General features: G+C 34.9%; 16 protein-coding genes. 7 read left to right on the forward strand and 9 right to left on the reverse strand.

Features of this window, described 5'->3' with window-relative positions; translation table 11 throughout:
* Positions 1-109: 109 nt before the first annotated feature.
* From EZJ43_RS14985 to EZJ43_RS14995, 3 genes are all read left to right on the forward strand, one after another.
* A complete protein-coding gene (locus EZJ43_RS14985) occupies positions 110-2,347 on the forward strand; it encodes an ATP-binding protein (protein WP_165953185.1) in 2,238 nt (745 codons plus the stop codon).
* Between the two features lie 103 nt (positions 2,348-2,450).
* Positions 2,451-2,696, forward strand: coding sequence for a redox-active disulfide protein 2 (locus tag EZJ43_RS14990; RefSeq protein ID WP_133263529.1), 246 nt, complete (start codon positions 2,451-2,453; stop codon positions 2,694-2,696).
* Between the two features lie 114 nt (positions 2,697-2,810).
* Positions 2,811-2,999 carry a hypothetical protein gene (locus EZJ43_RS14995; protein ID WP_133263530.1) on the forward strand — a complete coding sequence of 63 codons (189 nt, stop codon included), beginning with the start codon at positions 2,811-2,813 and terminating at the stop codon, positions 2,997-2,999.
* Positions 3,000-3,057: 58 nt separating this feature from the next.
* Here the strand turns inward: EZJ43_RS14995 and EZJ43_RS15000 are convergent, their stop codons facing one another.
* The 7 genes from EZJ43_RS15000 to mutL all read right to left on the reverse strand — a co-directional run bounded on the left by EZJ43_RS15000 (position 3,058) and on the right by mutL (position 11,418).
* Positions 3,058-3,945: a glycerophosphodiester phosphodiesterase family protein gene (locus EZJ43_RS15000; protein WP_133263531.1), complete on the reverse strand. Its 888-nt coding sequence runs from the start codon at positions 3,943-3,945 to the stop codon at positions 3,058-3,060.
* A gap of 100 nt (positions 3,946-4,045) precedes the next feature.
* Complete coding sequence (locus EZJ43_RS15005) at positions 4,046-4,903, reverse strand: DUF4440 domain-containing protein (protein WP_133263532.1); 858 nt, start codon at positions 4,901-4,903, stop codon at positions 4,046-4,048.
* Between the two features lie 271 nt (positions 4,904-5,174).
* Positions 5,175-6,635 carry a cysteine--tRNA ligase gene (cysS, locus tag EZJ43_RS15010; protein WP_133263533.1) on the reverse strand — a complete coding sequence of 487 codons (1,461 nt, stop codon included), beginning with the start codon at positions 6,633-6,635 and terminating at the stop codon, positions 5,175-5,177.
* 55 nt (positions 6,636-6,690) lie between these two features.
* Positions 6,691-7,797 carry an endonuclease/exonuclease/phosphatase family protein gene (locus tag EZJ43_RS15015; RefSeq protein WP_133263534.1) on the reverse strand — a complete coding sequence of 369 codons (1,107 nt, stop codon included), beginning with the start codon at positions 7,795-7,797 and terminating at the stop codon, positions 6,691-6,693.
* The gene (locus EZJ43_RS15020) at positions 7,797-8,648 is read right to left on the reverse strand and encodes a rhomboid family intramembrane serine protease (protein ID WP_133263535.1); all 852 of its coding nucleotides are present in this window, start codon (positions 8,646-8,648) and stop codon (positions 7,797-7,799) included. Before EZJ43_RS15020 ends, EZJ43_RS15015 begins: the two co-directional genes overlap by 1 nt.
* On the reverse strand, positions 8,641-9,348 hold the full coding sequence (locus EZJ43_RS15025) for a rhomboid family intramembrane serine protease (RefSeq protein ID WP_133263536.1): 708 nt from the start codon (positions 9,346-9,348) through the stop codon (positions 8,641-8,643). The genes EZJ43_RS15020 and EZJ43_RS15025 overlap by 8 nt, the downstream gene beginning before the upstream one ends.
* Before the next feature lie 237 nt (positions 9,349-9,585).
* The gene (gene mutL / locus EZJ43_RS15030; protein ID WP_133263537.1) at positions 9,586-11,418 is read right to left on the reverse strand and encodes a DNA mismatch repair endonuclease MutL; all 1,833 of its coding nucleotides are present in this window, start codon (positions 11,416-11,418) and stop codon (positions 9,586-9,588) included.
* A gap of 707 nt (positions 11,419-12,125) precedes the next feature.
* On the opposite strand from mutL, the gene EZJ43_RS15035 reads away from it, so the two are divergent.
* The 4 genes from EZJ43_RS15035 (at position 12,126) to EZJ43_RS15050 (ending at position 15,871) form a co-directional block, all read left to right on the forward strand.
* Positions 12,126-13,943, forward strand: a complete 1,818-nt coding sequence (locus EZJ43_RS15035) for a serine hydrolase domain-containing protein (protein WP_133263538.1) — start codon at positions 12,126-12,128, stop codon at positions 13,941-13,943.
* A 121-nt stretch (positions 13,944-14,064) separates the two neighbouring features.
* Entirely contained in the window at positions 14,065-14,247 is a 183-nt protein-coding gene (locus EZJ43_RS15040; protein WP_243718111.1) for a DUF2256 domain-containing protein, read from the forward strand.
* Entirely contained in the window at positions 14,247-15,545 is a 1,299-nt protein-coding gene (locus EZJ43_RS15045) for a DASH family cryptochrome (protein WP_133263539.1), read from the forward strand. Before EZJ43_RS15040 ends, EZJ43_RS15045 begins: the two co-directional genes overlap by 1 nt.
* Entirely contained in the window at positions 15,527-15,871 is a 345-nt protein-coding gene (locus EZJ43_RS15050; protein WP_133263540.1) for a TIGR03643 family protein, read from the forward strand. Before EZJ43_RS15045 ends, EZJ43_RS15050 begins: the two co-directional genes overlap by 19 nt.
* 325 nt (positions 15,872-16,196) lie before the next feature.
* On the opposite strand, the gene EZJ43_RS15055 is transcribed toward EZJ43_RS15050, so the two are convergent.
* Both EZJ43_RS15055 and EZJ43_RS15060 read right to left on the reverse strand, forming a co-directional pair.
* Positions 16,197-16,799: a tetratricopeptide repeat protein gene (locus EZJ43_RS15055; protein WP_133263541.1), complete on the reverse strand. Its 603-nt coding sequence runs from the start codon at positions 16,797-16,799 to the stop codon at positions 16,197-16,199.
* 342 nt (positions 16,800-17,141) lie between these two features.
* On the reverse strand, positions 17,142-17,444 hold the full coding sequence (locus EZJ43_RS15060) for a GIY-YIG nuclease family protein (RefSeq protein ID WP_243718110.1): 303 nt from the start codon (positions 17,442-17,444) through the stop codon (positions 17,142-17,144).
* Positions 17,445-17,670: the final 226 nt, after the last annotated feature.

The following is a 17,670-nucleotide window of genomic DNA, read 5'->3' on the forward strand; positions in this document are numbered from 1 at the left end:
CTTAAATTAGATTTATTAAATTTCCCTACTTGTCAATTTAAATTAAGATATTCATGCAATGAAAATTACCGCTCCGTGTAAAGGTCTATTCTTAATCGCGTTATTATGTATGAGCAATCTAATTGCAACTGCACAAAAAAAGTCTGTTGTAGATAGTTTAAATAAAATTTTAAGTTTAAATAATCCCAAAGACGTAAAGTATATCAACGCTTTAAATAGTCTGGCCTATTTATTCGCGAAAACTGACTCTGCAAAAGCCATGAATTTTGCAATGAAGGCTAAAAATACTTCGCAAATAAAAAAATACACTTTAGGTTTAGCAGATGCTTACAAAGCTATCGGAGTGGTAAATTCGTATAAAAACCGAACAGATGTGGCCATTCAAAATTTCAATATTTCTAATGAGTATTATACGCAACTGAAAAACAACAGAGAAATTGCTGGCAACTATAACAATATGGGCATTGCCTACAAATTAGTTGGCAATTTAGAAAAAGGATTATTTTATCTATTGAAAGCTGAAAAACTACACAGCGCGATTAATGATTCAGATGCATTGGGCGTAGATTTGAGTAATATTGGGGCAGTGTACTCGGAAATGGGCATGTACAACAAAGCGATTGAATATTATTTTAGCTCGATTAAACTTGCCGAGAAATCTAAAAAAACAAAGGCTATTGCGCAAACCTACATCAACATTGGCAATATTATGCGTTTGCAAAAAAACTTCCGCGCAGCTACCCCATATTTTGAAAAAGCGGTTAAAGTTTTTACCGATTACAATGATCAGCTAAATCTTGGCATCGCACATTTAAATAATGCAAATGTATATATCGAGCAATCTGCTTATGGCAAAGGCATTGAGCAAATAAATAAAAGCTTAGACGCATTTAAGAAAGTTGGATTTAAGCGAGGAATTCAGATTTGCTACAATAACCTAGGTGCTTTGTATATGAGGCAAGAAAAATATAAAGAGGCCATTCCGTACTTAGAAAAATCAATATCATTGGCTACAGAAGCAAAAAACTTTACCGGCTTGGCTCTAGTGCAACAAAACATAGGCTTCTCTTATACAAAATTAGGAGATTTGAAACTAGCCGAAGAATGGTTCGACAAAGCCGAGGTATCAGCAAAGCTCTATAGTAGAAATGAAGTTAATACGCTGTCAGAGATTTTAAATCATCGGTCATCATTGGATTCTGCAAAAAATGATTTTCAAAGTGCGTTTATGAGACGAGATAAATATCGCACCATAAAAGATAGTTTATTAAACGAACGGTTGGGAAAACAGATTAATGAATTAAATACGAAGTACGAAACTGAGAAGAAACAACAGCAAATTGTTCTTTTAAATAATCGAAATGAAATTCAATTTTTGGCATTAGGCAAAAGTGAACTAGAAATAAAAAATAAGACTTTAGAAAACCAAAGGAATGTTTCGGAGATTGGCTCTCAAAAGTTAGTTTTACAGAAAAATAAAATCCTAATCACACAGAAATTAACCGAAACCAGGGCAAAAGCTCAAAAAATTAAACTGTTGGCCTCGCAAAACGCCGTACAGAAATTAGAAATCTTTAAAAAAAATATTATCGTTTTAACGACATTGGGTTCGCTTATCATTACCATTTTAATCAGTTATTTAATTTACAACCGTTATAAAGTTAAACAAGAAAAGAAGTTGCATGCAGAAATTATTCAGCAACAAGATTTAGCAACAAAAGCTGTATTAAATGCCGAAGAAAATGAACGAAAGAGAATTTCTGGCGAGCTACATGATGGCTTGGGACAAATGTTTTCGGCAGTAAAGTTAAATTTATCGGCCATTACGGAAGGTTTACAATTTAAAGACGACGCAAGTAAAGCTGTATTTGAGAAAACCTTAAACTTGGTTGATGACAGTTGCCGAGAAGTTAGGGTAATATCGCATCAAATGGCGCCAAACGTGCTCTTAAAATCGGGTTTAACAGCTGCTGTGAGAGATTTTATCAGTAAAATCGATGCTCGAAAACTTAAAATAAATTTAGAAACTTTCGGCTTGCAGGAGCGGATTGACCAAAACATAGAAACGGTATTGTACCGCGTGATACAAGAATCGGTCAATAATGTAATTAAACACTCTGGCGCCAATGTTTTAGATATCCAATTGAGCAAAGATGAGGATGGTATAAATGTGATGATTGAGGATAATGGAAAGGGTTTCGATACCTCCCAATTAGAAAAATTTCAAGGCATAGGACTGAAAAATATCCGAACAAGAATAGAATTTTTAAAAGGTAACGTAGATTTCTCTTCAAAAATGGGCGCAGGTACTCTTATTGCAATATTTATACCGTGTGGGAACAGCTAAAGGTTAAAAAAATCATCAAAATCTAATTCAAGAAAAATTTGTTGTTAATCTGATAAAAGTTAATTTCGTAAAAACTTAGTTTAAAATATTTCAAAATAAGAAAATGCAAAGTAATAAGTTTAAAGAAATGAGCAATGAGGATTTGGTTAAAGCGAAGAAATCATTAAGAAGTATTACTTATGCACTCGGAATTATGTTAGTGGTCTTAATTATTTTAAATATTTTTTTGTTATTTAAAAAAGGCTTCTCTCCGATGATTTTCGTTCCAGTTGCATTGCTTCCAATTGTGATTATCAATATCAGTAGCATCAAAAAAATGAAGGCCGAATTGAAATTAAGAGGCATATAAATTATAAACCATTTAATAAGCCAAATCTTTACCTAAGCAATATCCATTAATTTTAATTTTGTTGCTATCTTTACCTACGTAAAAAGTATAAATTTTTAAATCAAAATATTCGATATGTCAGCTCACGACTCACACGCACCAGTTCAAAATACAAAAGGCATTTGGGCATTACCACTAATTGCATGTATTATTTGTTTAATATTACTTGTAATTTTTACAAGACCAATTTTTAATCATGAAGATGGATCTGCTGCTCATGAAAAAACAGAAATGATGCACAAAGACGGTGCTGAAAAACACTAAACATTTTACGTAGAAAAAGCGCTGAATACAATTTCGGTGCTTTTTCTATGTATTACCTCTATTTTTTCAGCTGATCCATCAAATTGGGATAATCGGTTACAATACCATCCACGCCTAAACTGATAAAATACCGAATATCCTTTACGGTATTTACCGTCCATGGAATAATCTTAATGCCCATTTTATGGCAACGATCTACCAAGCCTTTTCCGACCAGAATTGAAGGAGGACCATAAATTGTCGGCGTGAAACCCAGTTTCTCAACATAATCTTCCATTGATTCTTTTTCATCAATTAACAAAGCTGTTTTAACTTTAGGATATTTAATATGCAAGTATTGTAAGCTGCGCATATCAAAAGATTCGATTATAACCCTTTTGGTAACTTTCTTTCCATCAACAACCTCCATAATAAGATCCACAAATTCGGCAGGTTCTGGATGAAACTCATTATCTCCATTAGGTATGGTTCGTGTTTTAATGCTGTAAAGCGGTTTTGGTAACTTATTTTCTTTCACATACTTTTCTACCTCATCAATCACTTCAGACAGTAATGGCTTGTAAGCCTTAAACTTCATTTGTCCTGGGTAACGTGGATGAATTTTGCTACCGACATCGAACTGCTTAACTTCGGCATAATTCATTTTGTAAATATTGTAGTTTTTTTGGTCTTTAAAAGAAATGGGTTTACCCTTTGGTGTTAACGAAATTTCATTGTTAAAATAGGGTTCTTGCGATAAAATTACCTGTTTATCTTTGGTAATTACCACATCCATTTCTAAAGTAGTAACACCAAGTTCTAAAGCTTTAATCATTCCTTCGACAGTATTTTCTGGCATTATGCCTCTACATCCAGCTTTCCCCTGAACATCAAATTTTTGCTTTTGCGCAAATAGAATCTGTGTAATAAAACTAAATGCTACAATTACTAGTATCTTTTTAAACATATTATTTTTAATACCTAAACGTAAATAAAATGGTAAACTTATAAAAAAAGGGTTCTGAAAAAATTCAGAACCCTTTTTTTATCTCAATAATTTCTAAAAATTATCTTTCGGCAGGTGTAAAAGCCTGAACCAATAAGTTCCAAGTTGAATCGGCACTTTTTTCGTAAACGAAAACATAGTTAAAACTTTCTCTAAAATCGGTTTTATAATCTATTGTTGCAACACCGTAGGTATAAGCGAAATCACTTCCTAAGGCTTTATCAACACCTGTGGTTTTTAAGTTTATTTTGCTAACCATTCCATTATAAAAAGCAAGAATTTCATTTGTGCCATTTAACGCTTCGTTCCCAGGGAAAATTAAGCGCGCATCGGGCCGTAAAAAACCTGCAAAAGCTGCAATACCATGAGCTTTTAACATTGTGTTTAATGTTTTTTCAGTTGTTAAAATGATGTCTTTACCTGCTTTAATTTCATTCTTATTGATAAAAGCTGGCATGTGGTGGTCTTTTGGCTCAATAAACTGGTTTGCAGTGTTATTTAATGGCTTGTTACTATTGGTTGTGAGCTCCATAGCCAGTTTCCAAGTATTATTGTCAGTTTTCCAAATAGTTAAATACTGACCGTATTTTTTCTCTGCTCCATTAATTGCATAAGGGCCTGTTGTAAAACCAAATTCACCACTTCTAGATACTTTGGCTAAGTTAGGTGCCCAAGTAATTTTATTATCAGCATCGGTTTGGGCACTGTAAAAAGTTTTCACACTTACCGGGTTTGGTTTAAAAATTAGGGCATCATCAGCAGAAAATTTTAAAAACGCTTCCTTTTCTCCATTTTTTACCAAACTTTTTTCAAAATCCTTTTCGGCGTTTACTAATGATTTTGTACTGCCATCACTTTTTTGAGCAAACACAGCAACCGAAAATGTTAATGCAAGTGCTGTAGAAAATATTTTTTTCATATATGTATTTGTACTATTAGACTGCGAATTAATCGAGCGAATATAAAATTTTGTTTTGTATTATGTATCAAAAGTAATAAACAATTAAACATTAGTTGCGCATTTCAACGTGGCGCATTGACAATCAGTACATCCTTTTTTTTGAAACTTGCTCTCCCCCTTCGAAGGGGGAATTAGACAGTGCTACATTAAAAATTAAGTTGGTAGTACTCACTCGTACGTTTCCTAAGCGCCAATTGCAAACTCATAACTCAAAACTCAAAATTACAAACTACGCTTTACTCCAAGTTGTGCCTTCTTTACTATCTTTTAATTGAATGCCAAGTTCTTGCAAACCAATTCTAATCTTATCAGAAGTGGCATAATCTTTATTTTCTTTGGCTTCTTTTCTTAAATCTACAACCAAATCTAAAACACTTTTCAAATCTGAATTGCCACTTTCTTCATTTTTTAAACCTAAAATATCAATCACAAATTCGTGCACCAAAGTTTTAAGTTCTTCTAAATCTTTACCTGAAATTTTAGCCTTACCATCGTAAACAGTATTGATTATTCTAACAGCTTCAAAAAGCTCGGCAATTAGCACCGGACTGTTAAAATCATCATTCATTGCGTTGATACACCTTGTTTTCAGGTCGGCTGCATCAAAATCGCTTTCAGCGGATGGTGCTAACTTGTCTAAAAGATTTACAGCGGTCATTAACCTTCTAAAACCCTTTTCCGATGCATCTAAAGCATCGTTAGAAAAATCTAAAGTACTGCGGTAATGTGCCTGCAGCATAAAGAATTTAACCGTCATTGGGCTATATCCTTTCCTTAACAATGGATGGTTGCCTGTAAAAAGTTCCTCAGGTAAAAAACCATTGCCTGCAGATTTTGACATACGCGTACCATTAACGGTAAGCATGTTGGTGTGCATCCAATATTTTGCTGGCTGATTATGGTTGCAAGCTTCAGATTGTGCAATTTCGTTGGTGTGGTGCGTTGCCGCTAAATCCATTCCGCCACCATGAATATCAAATTCGGCACCTAAATATTTGGCACTCATTGCTGAACATTCTATATGCCAGCCGGGAAAACCCATGCCCCACGGCGATTGCCATTGCATTAAAGTTTCTGGCTTTGCTTTTATCCAAAGGGCAAAATCTAACCGACCGCGTTTTTCATCTTGTCCACCCAATTCGCGGGTATTGTTTAACATATCTTCTAAATTGCGATTGGTTAGTATAGTGTAATTGTAAGTTTTGCTGTATTTTTCTACATCAAAATAAACATTGCCCCCAATTTCATACGCATAGCCATTTTCGATAATAACTTTTATCATTTCAATCTGCTCAATAATATGGCCAGTTGCAGTTGGTTCTATACTCGGTGGCAAAGTATTAAACATGCGTAAAACATCGTGGAAACCTAAAGTATATTTCTGAACAATTTCCATTGGCTCCAACTGTTCTAACTTGGCACGTTTTGCAAATTTATCATCACCTTCATCTCTATCGCCTTCCAAGTGCCCTGCATCGGTAATGTTGCGCACATAACGTACTTTGTAGCCACTGTATTTTAGGTACCTAAAAATTAAATCGAACGAAATAAATGTACGGCAATTGCCCAAATGCACATCGCTGTAAACCGTTGGACCACAAACGTACATGCCAACATTTGGCGCATGTAGCGGTTGAAAAACTTCCTTTTTACGGGTTAAAGTATTGTAAAGGTTTAAGCCAGTTATCATAGTGCAAAGGTAATATTATTTGTAAAGTTAGATGAGGAATAATTAGATCGGTTAATTAAGGCTTCCATTTTAAATCTACCCTAACCGGAAAATGATCTGATAATTTAGCCTCGGTGATGTGGTAATTAACAACATCTAAATCTTTTGTGGTTGCGATGTAATCGATTTGAAAATTTGGAAATTTACCGTTATACGTTTTGCCCCAACCCGCGCCTTTTTTGATAAACGAATTGTTTAAGCCTTTTGTAATTTGAGTTACGGCATACGAAGCAGGTGTATCATTAAAATCGCCGGCAATTAAATAAGGTGTTTTACAGGTTGCCATTTCTGCTTTCATGAGATCAACCTGCTCACTGCGCTTTAAAAATGCACTTTTTAACATTCTTAAAATTCGCTTAGTTGGCTGTACATCGGTTTTCATCGCTTTTACCTTGTCTAAATAATCATAATCCTGCTTCTCGAAAGAAATTGACTGAAAATGGACGTTATAAATTCGCAATATTTTACCATTTACGGCTACATCTGCATAAATACTAGAGTTTTCGCTAAGCGATGAATCAAAATTTATTACGCCTGTATTTTTAATAGGGTACTTTGAAAAAATGGCTAAACCATAAGATTCGTAATCGTTTTTTAAGACTGGGAGAAAGTAATAATGATCTAAGTTAAGCAGACTTTTTAAGCTATCAATTGTATTATAAGCACCTTTGGGGCGAGTAAAAAATTCTTGGAAACAAATAATATCAGGATTTTGGTCTTTTACCACCTGAAACATTTTCGTTCGAACAGGTTGTGTATTGTTCTCTCCAAAAGCTTTAAAACTATGCACATTATAGGTCATAATCCTTATGCTATTTTCGGCCTTTGTACCATTTCCTTCGCTACCACCAAAATTAAATGTTGCTTTTCCCGATGAATAACCATACCCAATAATTAAAATAGTTAAAAAACTTAAAATCCATTTTTTACGCAAAAGCCAGTAAAGTAGAAATATAAAGTTCGCCACTAAAGAATATGGGTAAGCCAACCCGAAAAAAGCGATATAAATGTGCTTTCTAGGGTCGGATACACCTGCTATAATCCCTAAAAAGAGCGCCACTGCAAACATTAAAGCAATAAGCACTATGATTTTATCAAAAAAGCTATATTTTGATTTATTCATTAATTGTTACTTGCTTTAAAAAGTTTTTCTTTTTCTAATGCTGATAATTGATCATATCCCGACGAAGATATTTTATCTAAAATGGCATCAATTTCTACTTGTGGCACACTACCCATCGGGCTTTTCTTAATCGGATTTGAAGTATTTTTAACAGGATTTGTATTTTTCACCACCTTTAATGTAGGTTTTTTGTCGAACAATTTGCTCCAATCGTTTCCGCTTTGCAGCTGCTTAATAAAAATAAAGCCAAATAATGCTGCAGCTAAATGCGCAACCACACTGGCTAAATCTATCTTAATTAAAGCAATAACATCCAATGCAACAAAAACCAAGGCGATATACATAATTTTAATTTCGCCGAATATGATCATCTTAATTGCATAATTTGGCACAAGTGTAGCCGAAGCCACTACAATTGCTAAAACAACTGATGCCGAACCGATTAAATAACCACCGCTAGTAGCCAAACCCAAAGTTGGTAAAATTGCATTTGTTACGATGTAAAAAAGTGCAGCAATTAATCCTCCACCTAAATAAACGAAATGAAACTGTTTGGTTTTTAAAAAGTTCATAAATATACTGCCGAACCAAAATAACCACAGCATGTTAAATAAAAAGTTTAAAAATTCTACATTAAAAAACATATAGGTTACAATACTGTAAAAACGGTTGGGCAGCAAAGTTATTGATGAAGGGATACCAACGTAGGCCAAGAGATCGACATTTTTAAATGCCAAACTGCCGATCGCCGTTAATACAAACAAAATTACATTAATACCAATGTATAAAAACATAGGGTTGCCAGAATAGAAAACCTTGTTAAAAAGATCTTTTAAAGTATTGTTATTCATAATATGTATAAAAATTATCTTTTTTATCTTTCCAAATTTTAACTAAAATAAAACCAATTAATGCACCGCCCAAATGCGCATAATGTGCGATAGAATCTCCCTTGATAGATGCAATCCCTAGCGATAATTCTATTAAAATATAAATTGGAATAATGTATTTCGCTTTAACAGGGACAGGAATAAATAAAATCATTAATTCTGCATTCGGATAAAGCATCCCGAAGGCTACTAAAAGACCAAATATTGCACCCGATGCACCAAGCATTGGCCCAAAATATATACCTGAAAGTAACTCATTCTGTGCCGAAGATGTTGGCACGTAACTAGAAACATTGGCAATTAAATGCCCCACTGAATGGTAAATTTCATAAGTTTGAACTGCCCATTGTAAACCTAAAGCACCCAACGCAGTAATTAAATAGAATAAAAGGAACTTTTTTCCACCCCAACGCGATTCTAAAATAGTACCAAAAGAATATAGCGCAAACATGTTAAAAAATATGTGCGCAATACTGCCATGCATAAACATGTAGGTTAACGGTTGCCATGGTTTAAAAAAGGGCGAACCGAAATAAAAAACCGATAAATATTGATCTAAATTTATGATACCCTGTGATTGAAATAACCATGTAGCACCAAAAAATATGATGTTAATAATCAGTAAGTTTTTAGTTATTGGTGGCAAATTTATGTTATTCATTTTTTTTGTTCGTTGTTCTTAATTCGTTGTTCGTTACTCGTTTTTCGTTCTCAGTTTAAATCTTATACTCGCTGTTTTATCCCCAAACCCCAAATGGGATTTTATATATCGAATTATATAGCCAATCTTTCAAGTTTGAACGCATTCTCCTTGTTCTTTGTTCCCTGCCTGTCCAGCAGGCAGGCTTGCTCTTTCATCGTTCGGACTTTTCGATCTTCCCGACTTTCGGACTACTTACTACTTCTCAAACTTCTTATCCAACTCCATTAAAGTTATGGTTTGAATAACTGGTTTTCCTGACACACTAAAATTAGGCGTTTTACAAGCAAACAATTCGTCAATCAGGTTACTAATTTCTTCCTGTGCTAGCTTAGTGCCACTTTTTATTGCACCATTTTTGGCTAAGCTTCTCGCCAATGCATCTCGTTTATTCAATTTTAATTCCTGTTGCGAGTTTTTAAAACCCTCTATCAACTGTTCAAAAAGTTGTGCCTCGTTAATGTTGCTGCTACCTAAATCTACCGGAATACCTTCTACAACCAAAGTATTTTTTCCAAATTCACGCACATCAAACCCCAAAGCCCTAATATCATCGAGCAAGCTTTTTGCCAGTTCAAAATCGTTTGCATTTAGGGTAATGGTTTGCGGAAACAAGCTTTGTTGAGATGCGCCCTTCCTATCCTCTAAATGTACGAGAAAACGTTCATAAAGGATACGCTCGTGTGCCATTTGTTGATCGATAACCATTAAACCCGATTTAATTTGCGAAACGATATAACGATTGTGCAATTGCATATATTGCTTCTGCTTGGTTTCTAAAGCAGATTCATCCCCATAAAAAGTAGTTTGTTCAATTATTGGCTGTTGGGTAACTTCGTATAACGAACCCCAGTTTTTAGCACTCGGTTTGGCTTCGTAACTCCTTAAAAAAGGCAATTCTCTTTCGTTTGCTTTTTCGCTGGCAAAAGGGTTAAAATCTGGATTAAAATTTATACTCGGTGGTACAATATCTTCAATCGCTAATGGCGAAATCATATTATTAAAACCAGTTTCCTGATTAAAATCCAACGTAGGCGAAATATTATAACGGCCGATAGAACGCTTAACGGCCGATTTTAAAATGGCGTAAATGGATTTTTCATCCAAATATTTAATTTCCGTTTTAGTTGGATGCACATTTACATCAATCTTCGCAGGATCAATTTCTATAAACAAAACATACAACGGGTAACTATCATCAGGCAAAAGATCTTCAAATGCAGAACTTACCGCATGGTTTAAATATGGATCTTTAATAAAGCGATTGTTCACAAAAAAGAACTGCTCTCCCCTTGTTTTTTTAGCAAAAGAAGGCTTACCAATAAAGCCCTTTACATTAATAATTGTGGTTTCTTCTTCCACAGGCACCAAGCGCTCGTTGTAATTATTACCAAAAATATGCACAATCCGCTGTTTCAAATTCCCTTTTGGCAAAATGAAAATCTCCGTACCATCGTGGTGCAAGCTAAACGAAACCTGCGGATGCGCCAATGCCACACGCTGAAATTCATCAATAATATGACGCATTTCAACAGGGTTACTTTTTAAGAAATTTCTGCGTGCCGGCGTATTAAAAAATAAGTTTTTAATAGAAATTTGGGTACCCGGAGCAGTCGCAATTGGCTCCTGACCAATTACTTGGGCACCTTCAATAGTTAAGCAAGTACCTATTTCATCTTCATGCCTTCGGGTTTTCATTTCTACCTGAGAAATCGCTGCAATAGAAGCCATCGCCTCACCCCTAAAACCCATGGTTCTAATGGCAAATAAATCTTCTGCTTTCTTCACTTTCGATGTCGCATGGCGTTCAAAGCACATCCGCGCATCGGTCACACTCATTCCGCAACCATTATCAATAATTTGAATAAGCGCTTTTCCTGCATCTTTAATTAACAGCTGAATTTTATCCGCACCTGCATCAATCGAGTTTTCGAGCAGTTCCTTAACTGCCGAAGCCGGTCTTTGTACAACTTCTCCTGCAGCAATTTGGTTCGCAACAGCATCAGGCAATAAGTGGATAATATCAGTCATGTAAAAAAGGCAATATTTTCCGCTAAATTATAGAAAATTAGCTTACCGACGGTGGTTTGTGCAAAAGTCAACACCTAAATGACTGTAGTTTAATGCGATTAAAGTTCGGGTTTAAAATTGATTTTAAGAAAACGAGGTTTCAGTAGTTTTCGGGTAGTTCAGTCCTGCCATTTGCTACAATCTTTTAATGGTAATTTAACAATGCTAGTGCGGTATAAAAATTGGTTTTAACAAATTACCATTAAAAGTATTTCCGCTTCTGTCAGGTTTAGCTAACGGCTGCAACTGCTATTAAATACGGTTGCAATTGCGCCAATCAAACGTATCGCCCCGAAGAAATCAACAATCACCGAAATTCTTTCTTACTTTGATTATTTCTTTGTAAAAAAACAATCATTATCAACAAAACCTTCAATATTAAAACCTACAATTTTATAACTTTAACGCATCAATTGTACCAAACCATCTTTTGCTGGTTTCATCATTAAAAAAACATTAATCCATTTTTAACGTTTTATGCAACAATAACGCTTTTAGTACAGCTTGACTAATAAAAAAGGTAAAAATTTGAATTGCTAAATACATTTTTTAACAAAAAGTTAGCCCATAAAATTTAGCTATTTTACCAGCTTTTTTTAAAAACCATCACCAAAAAAAACATTGAAAACCAAAATTTTAAAAAACTTATATAAACCGAGAACGCGTATATGAAGCGAAATAATTTTCTTGTTCTGGCAACAGCTAGTATTTTAACCGCAATGTGTTTAGTTGCTTGTGCTCAAGAACACGGTCAGAACGAAAAGAAATTATCAATAAGTAATTCTATTGCTAAAAACACAGTTTTATTAAACAATGAAAGTGAATTTATACCCATTAAAGGTTTAGACAAAAAAAATATCGCTTCGGTAAGTTTGGGCTTTAACTACAGTTCAGTTTTTGATAGTATTGCAAATAAATATGCAAAAATCGCTTCCTTTTCGGCGAACAGTTATAAAGACAGCACGAATTTAAATAGCCTACAAGACGATTTAAAATATTTTAATACCATTATAATTTCTATTGATGATGAAGGTAATAATGACGCAAAATACCTCAATTTTATCAAAAGCATAAGTAAAAACAAAAACGTTATTGTTGCGTATTTTGGTAAAGGAGCAGGTTTAAACGCCTTTGATGATTTAAAATCGCCCATTTTATTTACGCCACAAAACAATAATGATGCTGCGATGATGATGCCTCAATACATATTTGGCGGTGTAGCTTCAATAAACAAATTAAGTGCAGGCTATTCAGAAAAATACACCGAAGGTTTGGGGTTTAAGACCGAGGTTACACGACTGAAATTCACTGTACCTGAGGATGCAGGTGTAAATTCGAATAGCTTGGAAGACATTGATAAAATTGCACGCGAAGCAATTAATCAAAAAGCAACACCAGGGCTAGTAGTTTTAGTTGCCAAAGATGGAAAAGTGATTTTTAATAAAGGCTACGGCACACACACGTACGATACAAGTGCGCCAGATCGAGTGAACGATATTTTTGATTTGGCATCCATTACAAAAATTACGGCAACTACGCCAGCGGTAATGCGACTTTATGAAGAAAATAAACTAAAACTCGACACTAATATTGGCGCCTACATTGCAAAAGCTCGAACTACACCTATGAATAATATTCAAATTAGAGAGGTTATGTTGCACCAAGCTGGTTTTATTCCATACATTCCTTTTCATGATTATGTTAAAACAGGCGATTACAGTAGAGATTCTTCTGCCAATTTCCCTACAAAAGTTGCCGATAATTACTACATTAAAAAAGGCTTTTTTAGCGACTTTATGTGGCCAAAAATGCTCAATTCGCCTATAAAAACTCGGGGCAAATATGTTTACAGCGACATTAGTATGTACGTAATGAAAGATATTGTTGAACACATTAGCGGAGAACCATTGAATAAATATGTGCTTGGTAATTTTTACAGTCCGCTAGGTATGCAAACAGCCGGTTATTTACCTAGAAATAGGTTTCCAGCAGATAAAATTATCCCAACCGAAGATGATAAGGTTTTCAGAAAAACCCTTTTAGTAGGTTATGTACACGACCAAGGTGCTGCTTTATCGGGCGGAGTTGCTGGCCACGCAGGTTTATTTGCCAGCAGTACCGACCTCGCTATTTACTGCCAAATGCTACTTAATAAAGGTAGTTACGGTGGCGAACAATATTTTAAACCGCAAACGGTAGAAATGTTTACAGCAAAGCAATCTGATGTTAGTCGTAGAGGTTTAGGTTTTGACCGTTGGGACCCAGATGCTGCAAAACATTACCCTTCTGAGTTGGCTTCACCACAAACTTATGGGCATACCGGTTATACGGGAACCGCTGTTTGGGTAGATCCATCTCGTGGTTTAGTTTATATATTTTTATCCAATAGGGTTAACCCAAATGTGAGCAATAAATTATCAACCTTAAAAATTAGAGGACGAATACAGGATGTAATTAATAGAGCGATTGATGAAGGGAAGAAGTAGTTCTTGGTTTAAATTTTAGAGGTTAGCGTTTAGGGTTAAAAGCATTATCGAAAATCCTAATTGGGAGTAGCTTTATGAGAAATATTGATTGCACAAACCAAGTATCGCTAAAGATTATTTAGTGCTTAAAAATGACGAAATTTTAAAAAACACAAAATTGAAAACCGTAAAGAAAAGCGATTTACCTACCAAAAGCTGTTTAACGTGTAACCTTCCGTTTACGTGGCGTAAAAAGTGGGAGAAAAATTGGGATGACGTAAAGTATTGCAGTTTAAAATGTAGAACAAATAAAACAAAAGATTAGTGGTAAAACGTTCCATTGTTTGGTTTAAAACAGACTTAAGGTTACATGATAATAAAACCTTGGTAAAAGCTATTGCGCAAAGCGATGGGATTATTCCTGTTTATTGTTTTGATGATACTCACTATAAAACCACCAATTTTGGATTTAAAAAAACTGGGTGTTACAGAGCGCAATTTATATTGGAGGCTGTCTGCAATTTAAAGGATAACTTACAAAAGCTAAATTCCGATTTATTGGTTTTACATGGCAATCCCGAAGTTGAGCTCTCGAAAATTGTTAAAGAATTTAACGTTAAAACAGTTTTCGCTCAGGAAGAAATTACCAATGAAGAAAAATTAACACAAAATAAAGTTGAAAAAGAGTTGTTCAATTTGGATTGCTCACTTCAAACCTACCAAACCAATACATTATACCAATTTGATAATTTACCTTTTAATCCAGAAAATGCACCTGATGTATTTACAAACTTTAGAAAGGCGGTAGAAAAAGATTGCATAATTGGTGATATGTTCGAAGCTCCAAAGCAAATTAAATCGCCAAAGTTGCCGTTAACTATCCTTCCCGATTTAAATGCCCTTCAGCTTGAATCGACCAACACAGATGTACGATCGGCTTTTCCGTTTAAAGGTGGAGAAACCGAAGCTTTGGATCGGTTGAGCAATTACTTTTACAACACAAAATCTATATTAACTTATAAAGAAACCAGAAATGGAATGGTTGGCGATTCATACTCAACTAAATTTTCTGCATGGCTGGCTCTGGGGTGTATTTCTGCTAAAAAAATAATCGCCGAATTGAAAGTATTTGAGGAAAAACATGAAGCAAATACTTCTACCTACTGGCTATTTTTTGAACTTTTATGGCGAGATTATTTTAAACTAATGATGGTAAAACATGGTAATAGGTTTTTTTTAAGGGATGGGATTAGTGGATTAATCAAAGCAGCAAAACCATTAAATAAATTTGCCCTAAAAAAATGGATTGATGGAAAAACCGGCAACGATTTTATTGATGCCAACATGATTGAACTTAAAAAAACTGGTTTTATGAGTAACAGAGGCCGACAAAATGTAGCCAGTTATTTTTGCAACGATTTGAATTTAGATTGGCGCTATGGTGCTGCCTATTTTGAAGAACAATTAATAGATTACGATGTTTGTAGCAATTGGGGCAACTGGGCATATTTGGCTGGCGTTGGCAACGACCCTCGAAGTAATAGATATTTTAATATAGAAAAACAAGCAAGCGTTTATGATCCGAACGCAACATTTAGAAAATTATGGCTAACGAAGAAATAGTTAACGAAATACAACCAAGTTTAAACCAGCAACTGTTGTTTAAAGAAGAAATTAAAACACTGCGCAAAAGCTTTTCTGAACGAGATCATGATCGGATTATCGAAATGGCTTGGGAAGATAGAACGCCTTTCGAGGCTATAGAATTTCAGTTTAATTTAACCGAAAAACAGGTTATAGAATTTATGCGTACGCATTTGAAGCTCAATAGTTTTAAACGTTGGCGTAAACGAGTAACCGATCGCAAAACCAAACATACAAAGCTGAGGTTAACCGATGTGATTCGATTTAAATGTAGCCGACAAAAGCATACCGGAAATAAGGTTTAGATATTTTTTGGCTAGGCTTGAATTTGGTGAGAGATTAGAAATTAAACACCTTTAACATTCGATTATAAACACATCGGCGAATATACCGATACAAATAAAACAACTAAATTAACCACCCTCGCCACTTCACAGCCATACTCACCCCCTCCTTGAAAATAAGGAGGGGAGTTCACGGGCAAAATTAAGACCTGAATTTCTAATTGCTTAAAATTCGCATTTATGAGCATTTTGTCGAGGAGGTGAAATTTAAAGCTAGCATAGAAAGGTACTAACTCAAATATTAAGTTCGCTATTAGCGTTAGTAACTTTACCACAGCTATAAAAGCTACTCATCATCTAACAAAGTCACGCAATTTTTTTCCAGCAGTTTTAACCTTTTAGGTAAATTGCTTAGCGCATCTGTATCTCCTATTCCGTTGTATAAATCTACAATCATACTTAAGGTTTCGTCGTCAGGATCGCAGGCTTGAGATTTCTCTAAATACGCTGTAGTTTTTAAAGCTAGTTTTTTATAATCGGCACTTAATTCAGCATATAAAGCTGGTTCTTTTACTTTATCTATTCTGCTTAATTTAATACCCAAATCTACCGCATCTTTAAAATACCAAAAACCCAAAGCTCGGTACGGCACGTAATAATCTGGACTAAGTTTAATACTCTTTTCGTAATACGGTATAGCACTCGCCATATCTTCGTTAGCTTCGTACAAACGCCCTAAATGATAAGTAACACTCGCAATTTGCTTCATGCTTAGCTCTTTTGATCGTTGCAAAAGTTCCAATCCTTTTTTGATAGATTCTTCAGCCTTATAAGGCTCGGTTCTTATTTGCAGAAAATCAAAATACGCATCTTTAATATTTTGCGATTGCGAAAAAGAAGTTTGGGCGGTAAGTAATACAAGAAGGACAGAAAATAAAAAACGGCTCATATATTCTTAAAGGTAAATAAATTTAACTTTAGGATGATGGTTTGGTCGGTTATCCATAAGAAAACAAAGAATATTCAAAAAATCATATTTCGAGTGGAGCGGAATGCCTGAATGCGGTATGCTGCGAAAAATCTTTGCAAATGAACTAAATCCATAGGTTTCTCAACCATGGTCGAAATGACTATTACGACTAACACAAGTGTTAAGCCACTAGTTTATAATTTTCTTTAATAATACATAAAAAAGCTTTAAAACAAAAAAGCCATACCGGACATGGTATGGCTTGCTCCCTCTCTTGGGCTTCCCGAATACTCGGGATATTACTCCCCAACTACCCTCTGATTAATCCCGCACCTGCGGGACTCGAACCAGCGGAGCTAAGATCCCAGAAAATTCATCACCCTTAACTAAATGCTCAATTAATTTCCTGCTTTTTTGCTTCTTGATAAATCTTTCAATTTTAACAGCCTCTGATTCTAAATGACCACAAGAGTAAACTGCGACTATAATCCATGGACGATGTTTTGATGTGTAAGTTGTTCGTTCGCTAAAATTATGTTCATTTATACGCCTTTCAACATTGTTGGAATAGCCTACATAATATTTATCAGCAGAGCGTGAATAGAGAATATATAGATAATACATAAAAAAGCTTTAAAACAAAAAAGCCATACCGGACATGGTATGGCTTGCTCCCTCTCTTGGGCTTCCCGAATACTCGGGATATTACTCCCCAACTACCCCCTGATTAATCCCGCACCTGCGGGACTCGAACCAGCGGAGCTAAGATCCCAGAAAATTCATCACCCTTAACTAAATGCTCAATTAATTTCCTGCTTTTTTGCTTCTTGATAAATCTTTCAATTTTAAC

Source organism: Pedobacter changchengzhani (genome assembly GCF_004354365.1).
Classification (GTDB): Bacteria; Bacteroidota; Bacteroidia; order Sphingobacteriales; family Sphingobacteriaceae; genus Pedobacter; species Pedobacter changchengzhani.

Bases quoted from the DNA above. Each gene is read 5' to 3' on its own strand.
- mutL (WP_133263537.1), bottom strand. From the start codon at position 11,418: ATGACTGATATTATCCACTTATTGCCTGATGCTGTTGCGAACCAAATT.
- EZJ43_RS15005 (WP_133263532.1), bottom strand. From the start codon at position 4,903: ATGAAAAAAATATTTTCTACAGCACTTGCATTAACATTTTCGGTTGCT.
- EZJ43_RS15015 (WP_133263534.1), bottom strand. From the start codon at position 7,797: ATGAATAAATCAAAATATAGCTTTTTTGATAAAATCATAGTGCTTATT.
- EZJ43_RS14985 (WP_165953185.1), top strand. From the start codon at position 110: ATGAGCAATCTAATTGCAACTGCACAAAAAAAGTCTGTTGTAGATAGT.
- cysS (WP_133263533.1), bottom strand. From the start codon at position 6,635: ATGATAACTGGCTTAAACCTTTACAATACTTTAACCCGTAAAAAGGAA.
- EZJ43_RS15025 (WP_133263536.1), bottom strand. From the start codon at position 9,348: ATGAATAACATAAATTTGCCACCAATAACTAAAAACTTACTGATTATT.
- EZJ43_RS15000 (WP_133263531.1), bottom strand. From the start codon at position 3,945: ATGTTTAAAAAGATACTAGTAATTGTAGCATTTAGTTTTATTACACAG.
- EZJ43_RS14990 (WP_133263529.1), top strand. From the start codon at position 2,451: ATGCAAAGTAATAAGTTTAAAGAAATGAGCAATGAGGATTTGGTTAAA.
- EZJ43_RS15055 (WP_133263541.1), bottom strand. From the start codon at position 16,799: ATGAGCCGTTTTTTATTTTCTGTCCTTCTTGTATTACTTACCGCCCAA.
- EZJ43_RS15035 (WP_133263538.1), top strand. From the start codon at position 12,126: ATGAAGCGAAATAATTTTCTTGTTCTGGCAACAGCTAGTATTTTAACC.
- EZJ43_RS15050 (WP_133263540.1), top strand. From the start codon at position 15,527: ATGGCTAACGAAGAAATAGTTAACGAAATACAACCAAGTTTAAACCAG.
- EZJ43_RS15060 (WP_243718110.1), bottom strand. From the start codon at position 17,444: ATGTATTATCTATATATTCTCTATTCACGCTCTGCTGATAAATATTAT.
- EZJ43_RS14995 (WP_133263530.1), top strand. From the start codon at position 2,811: ATGTCAGCTCACGACTCACACGCACCAGTTCAAAATACAAAAGGCATT.
- EZJ43_RS15020 (WP_133263535.1), bottom strand. From the start codon at position 8,648: ATGAATAACAATACTTTAAAAGATCTTTTTAACAAGGTTTTCTATTCT.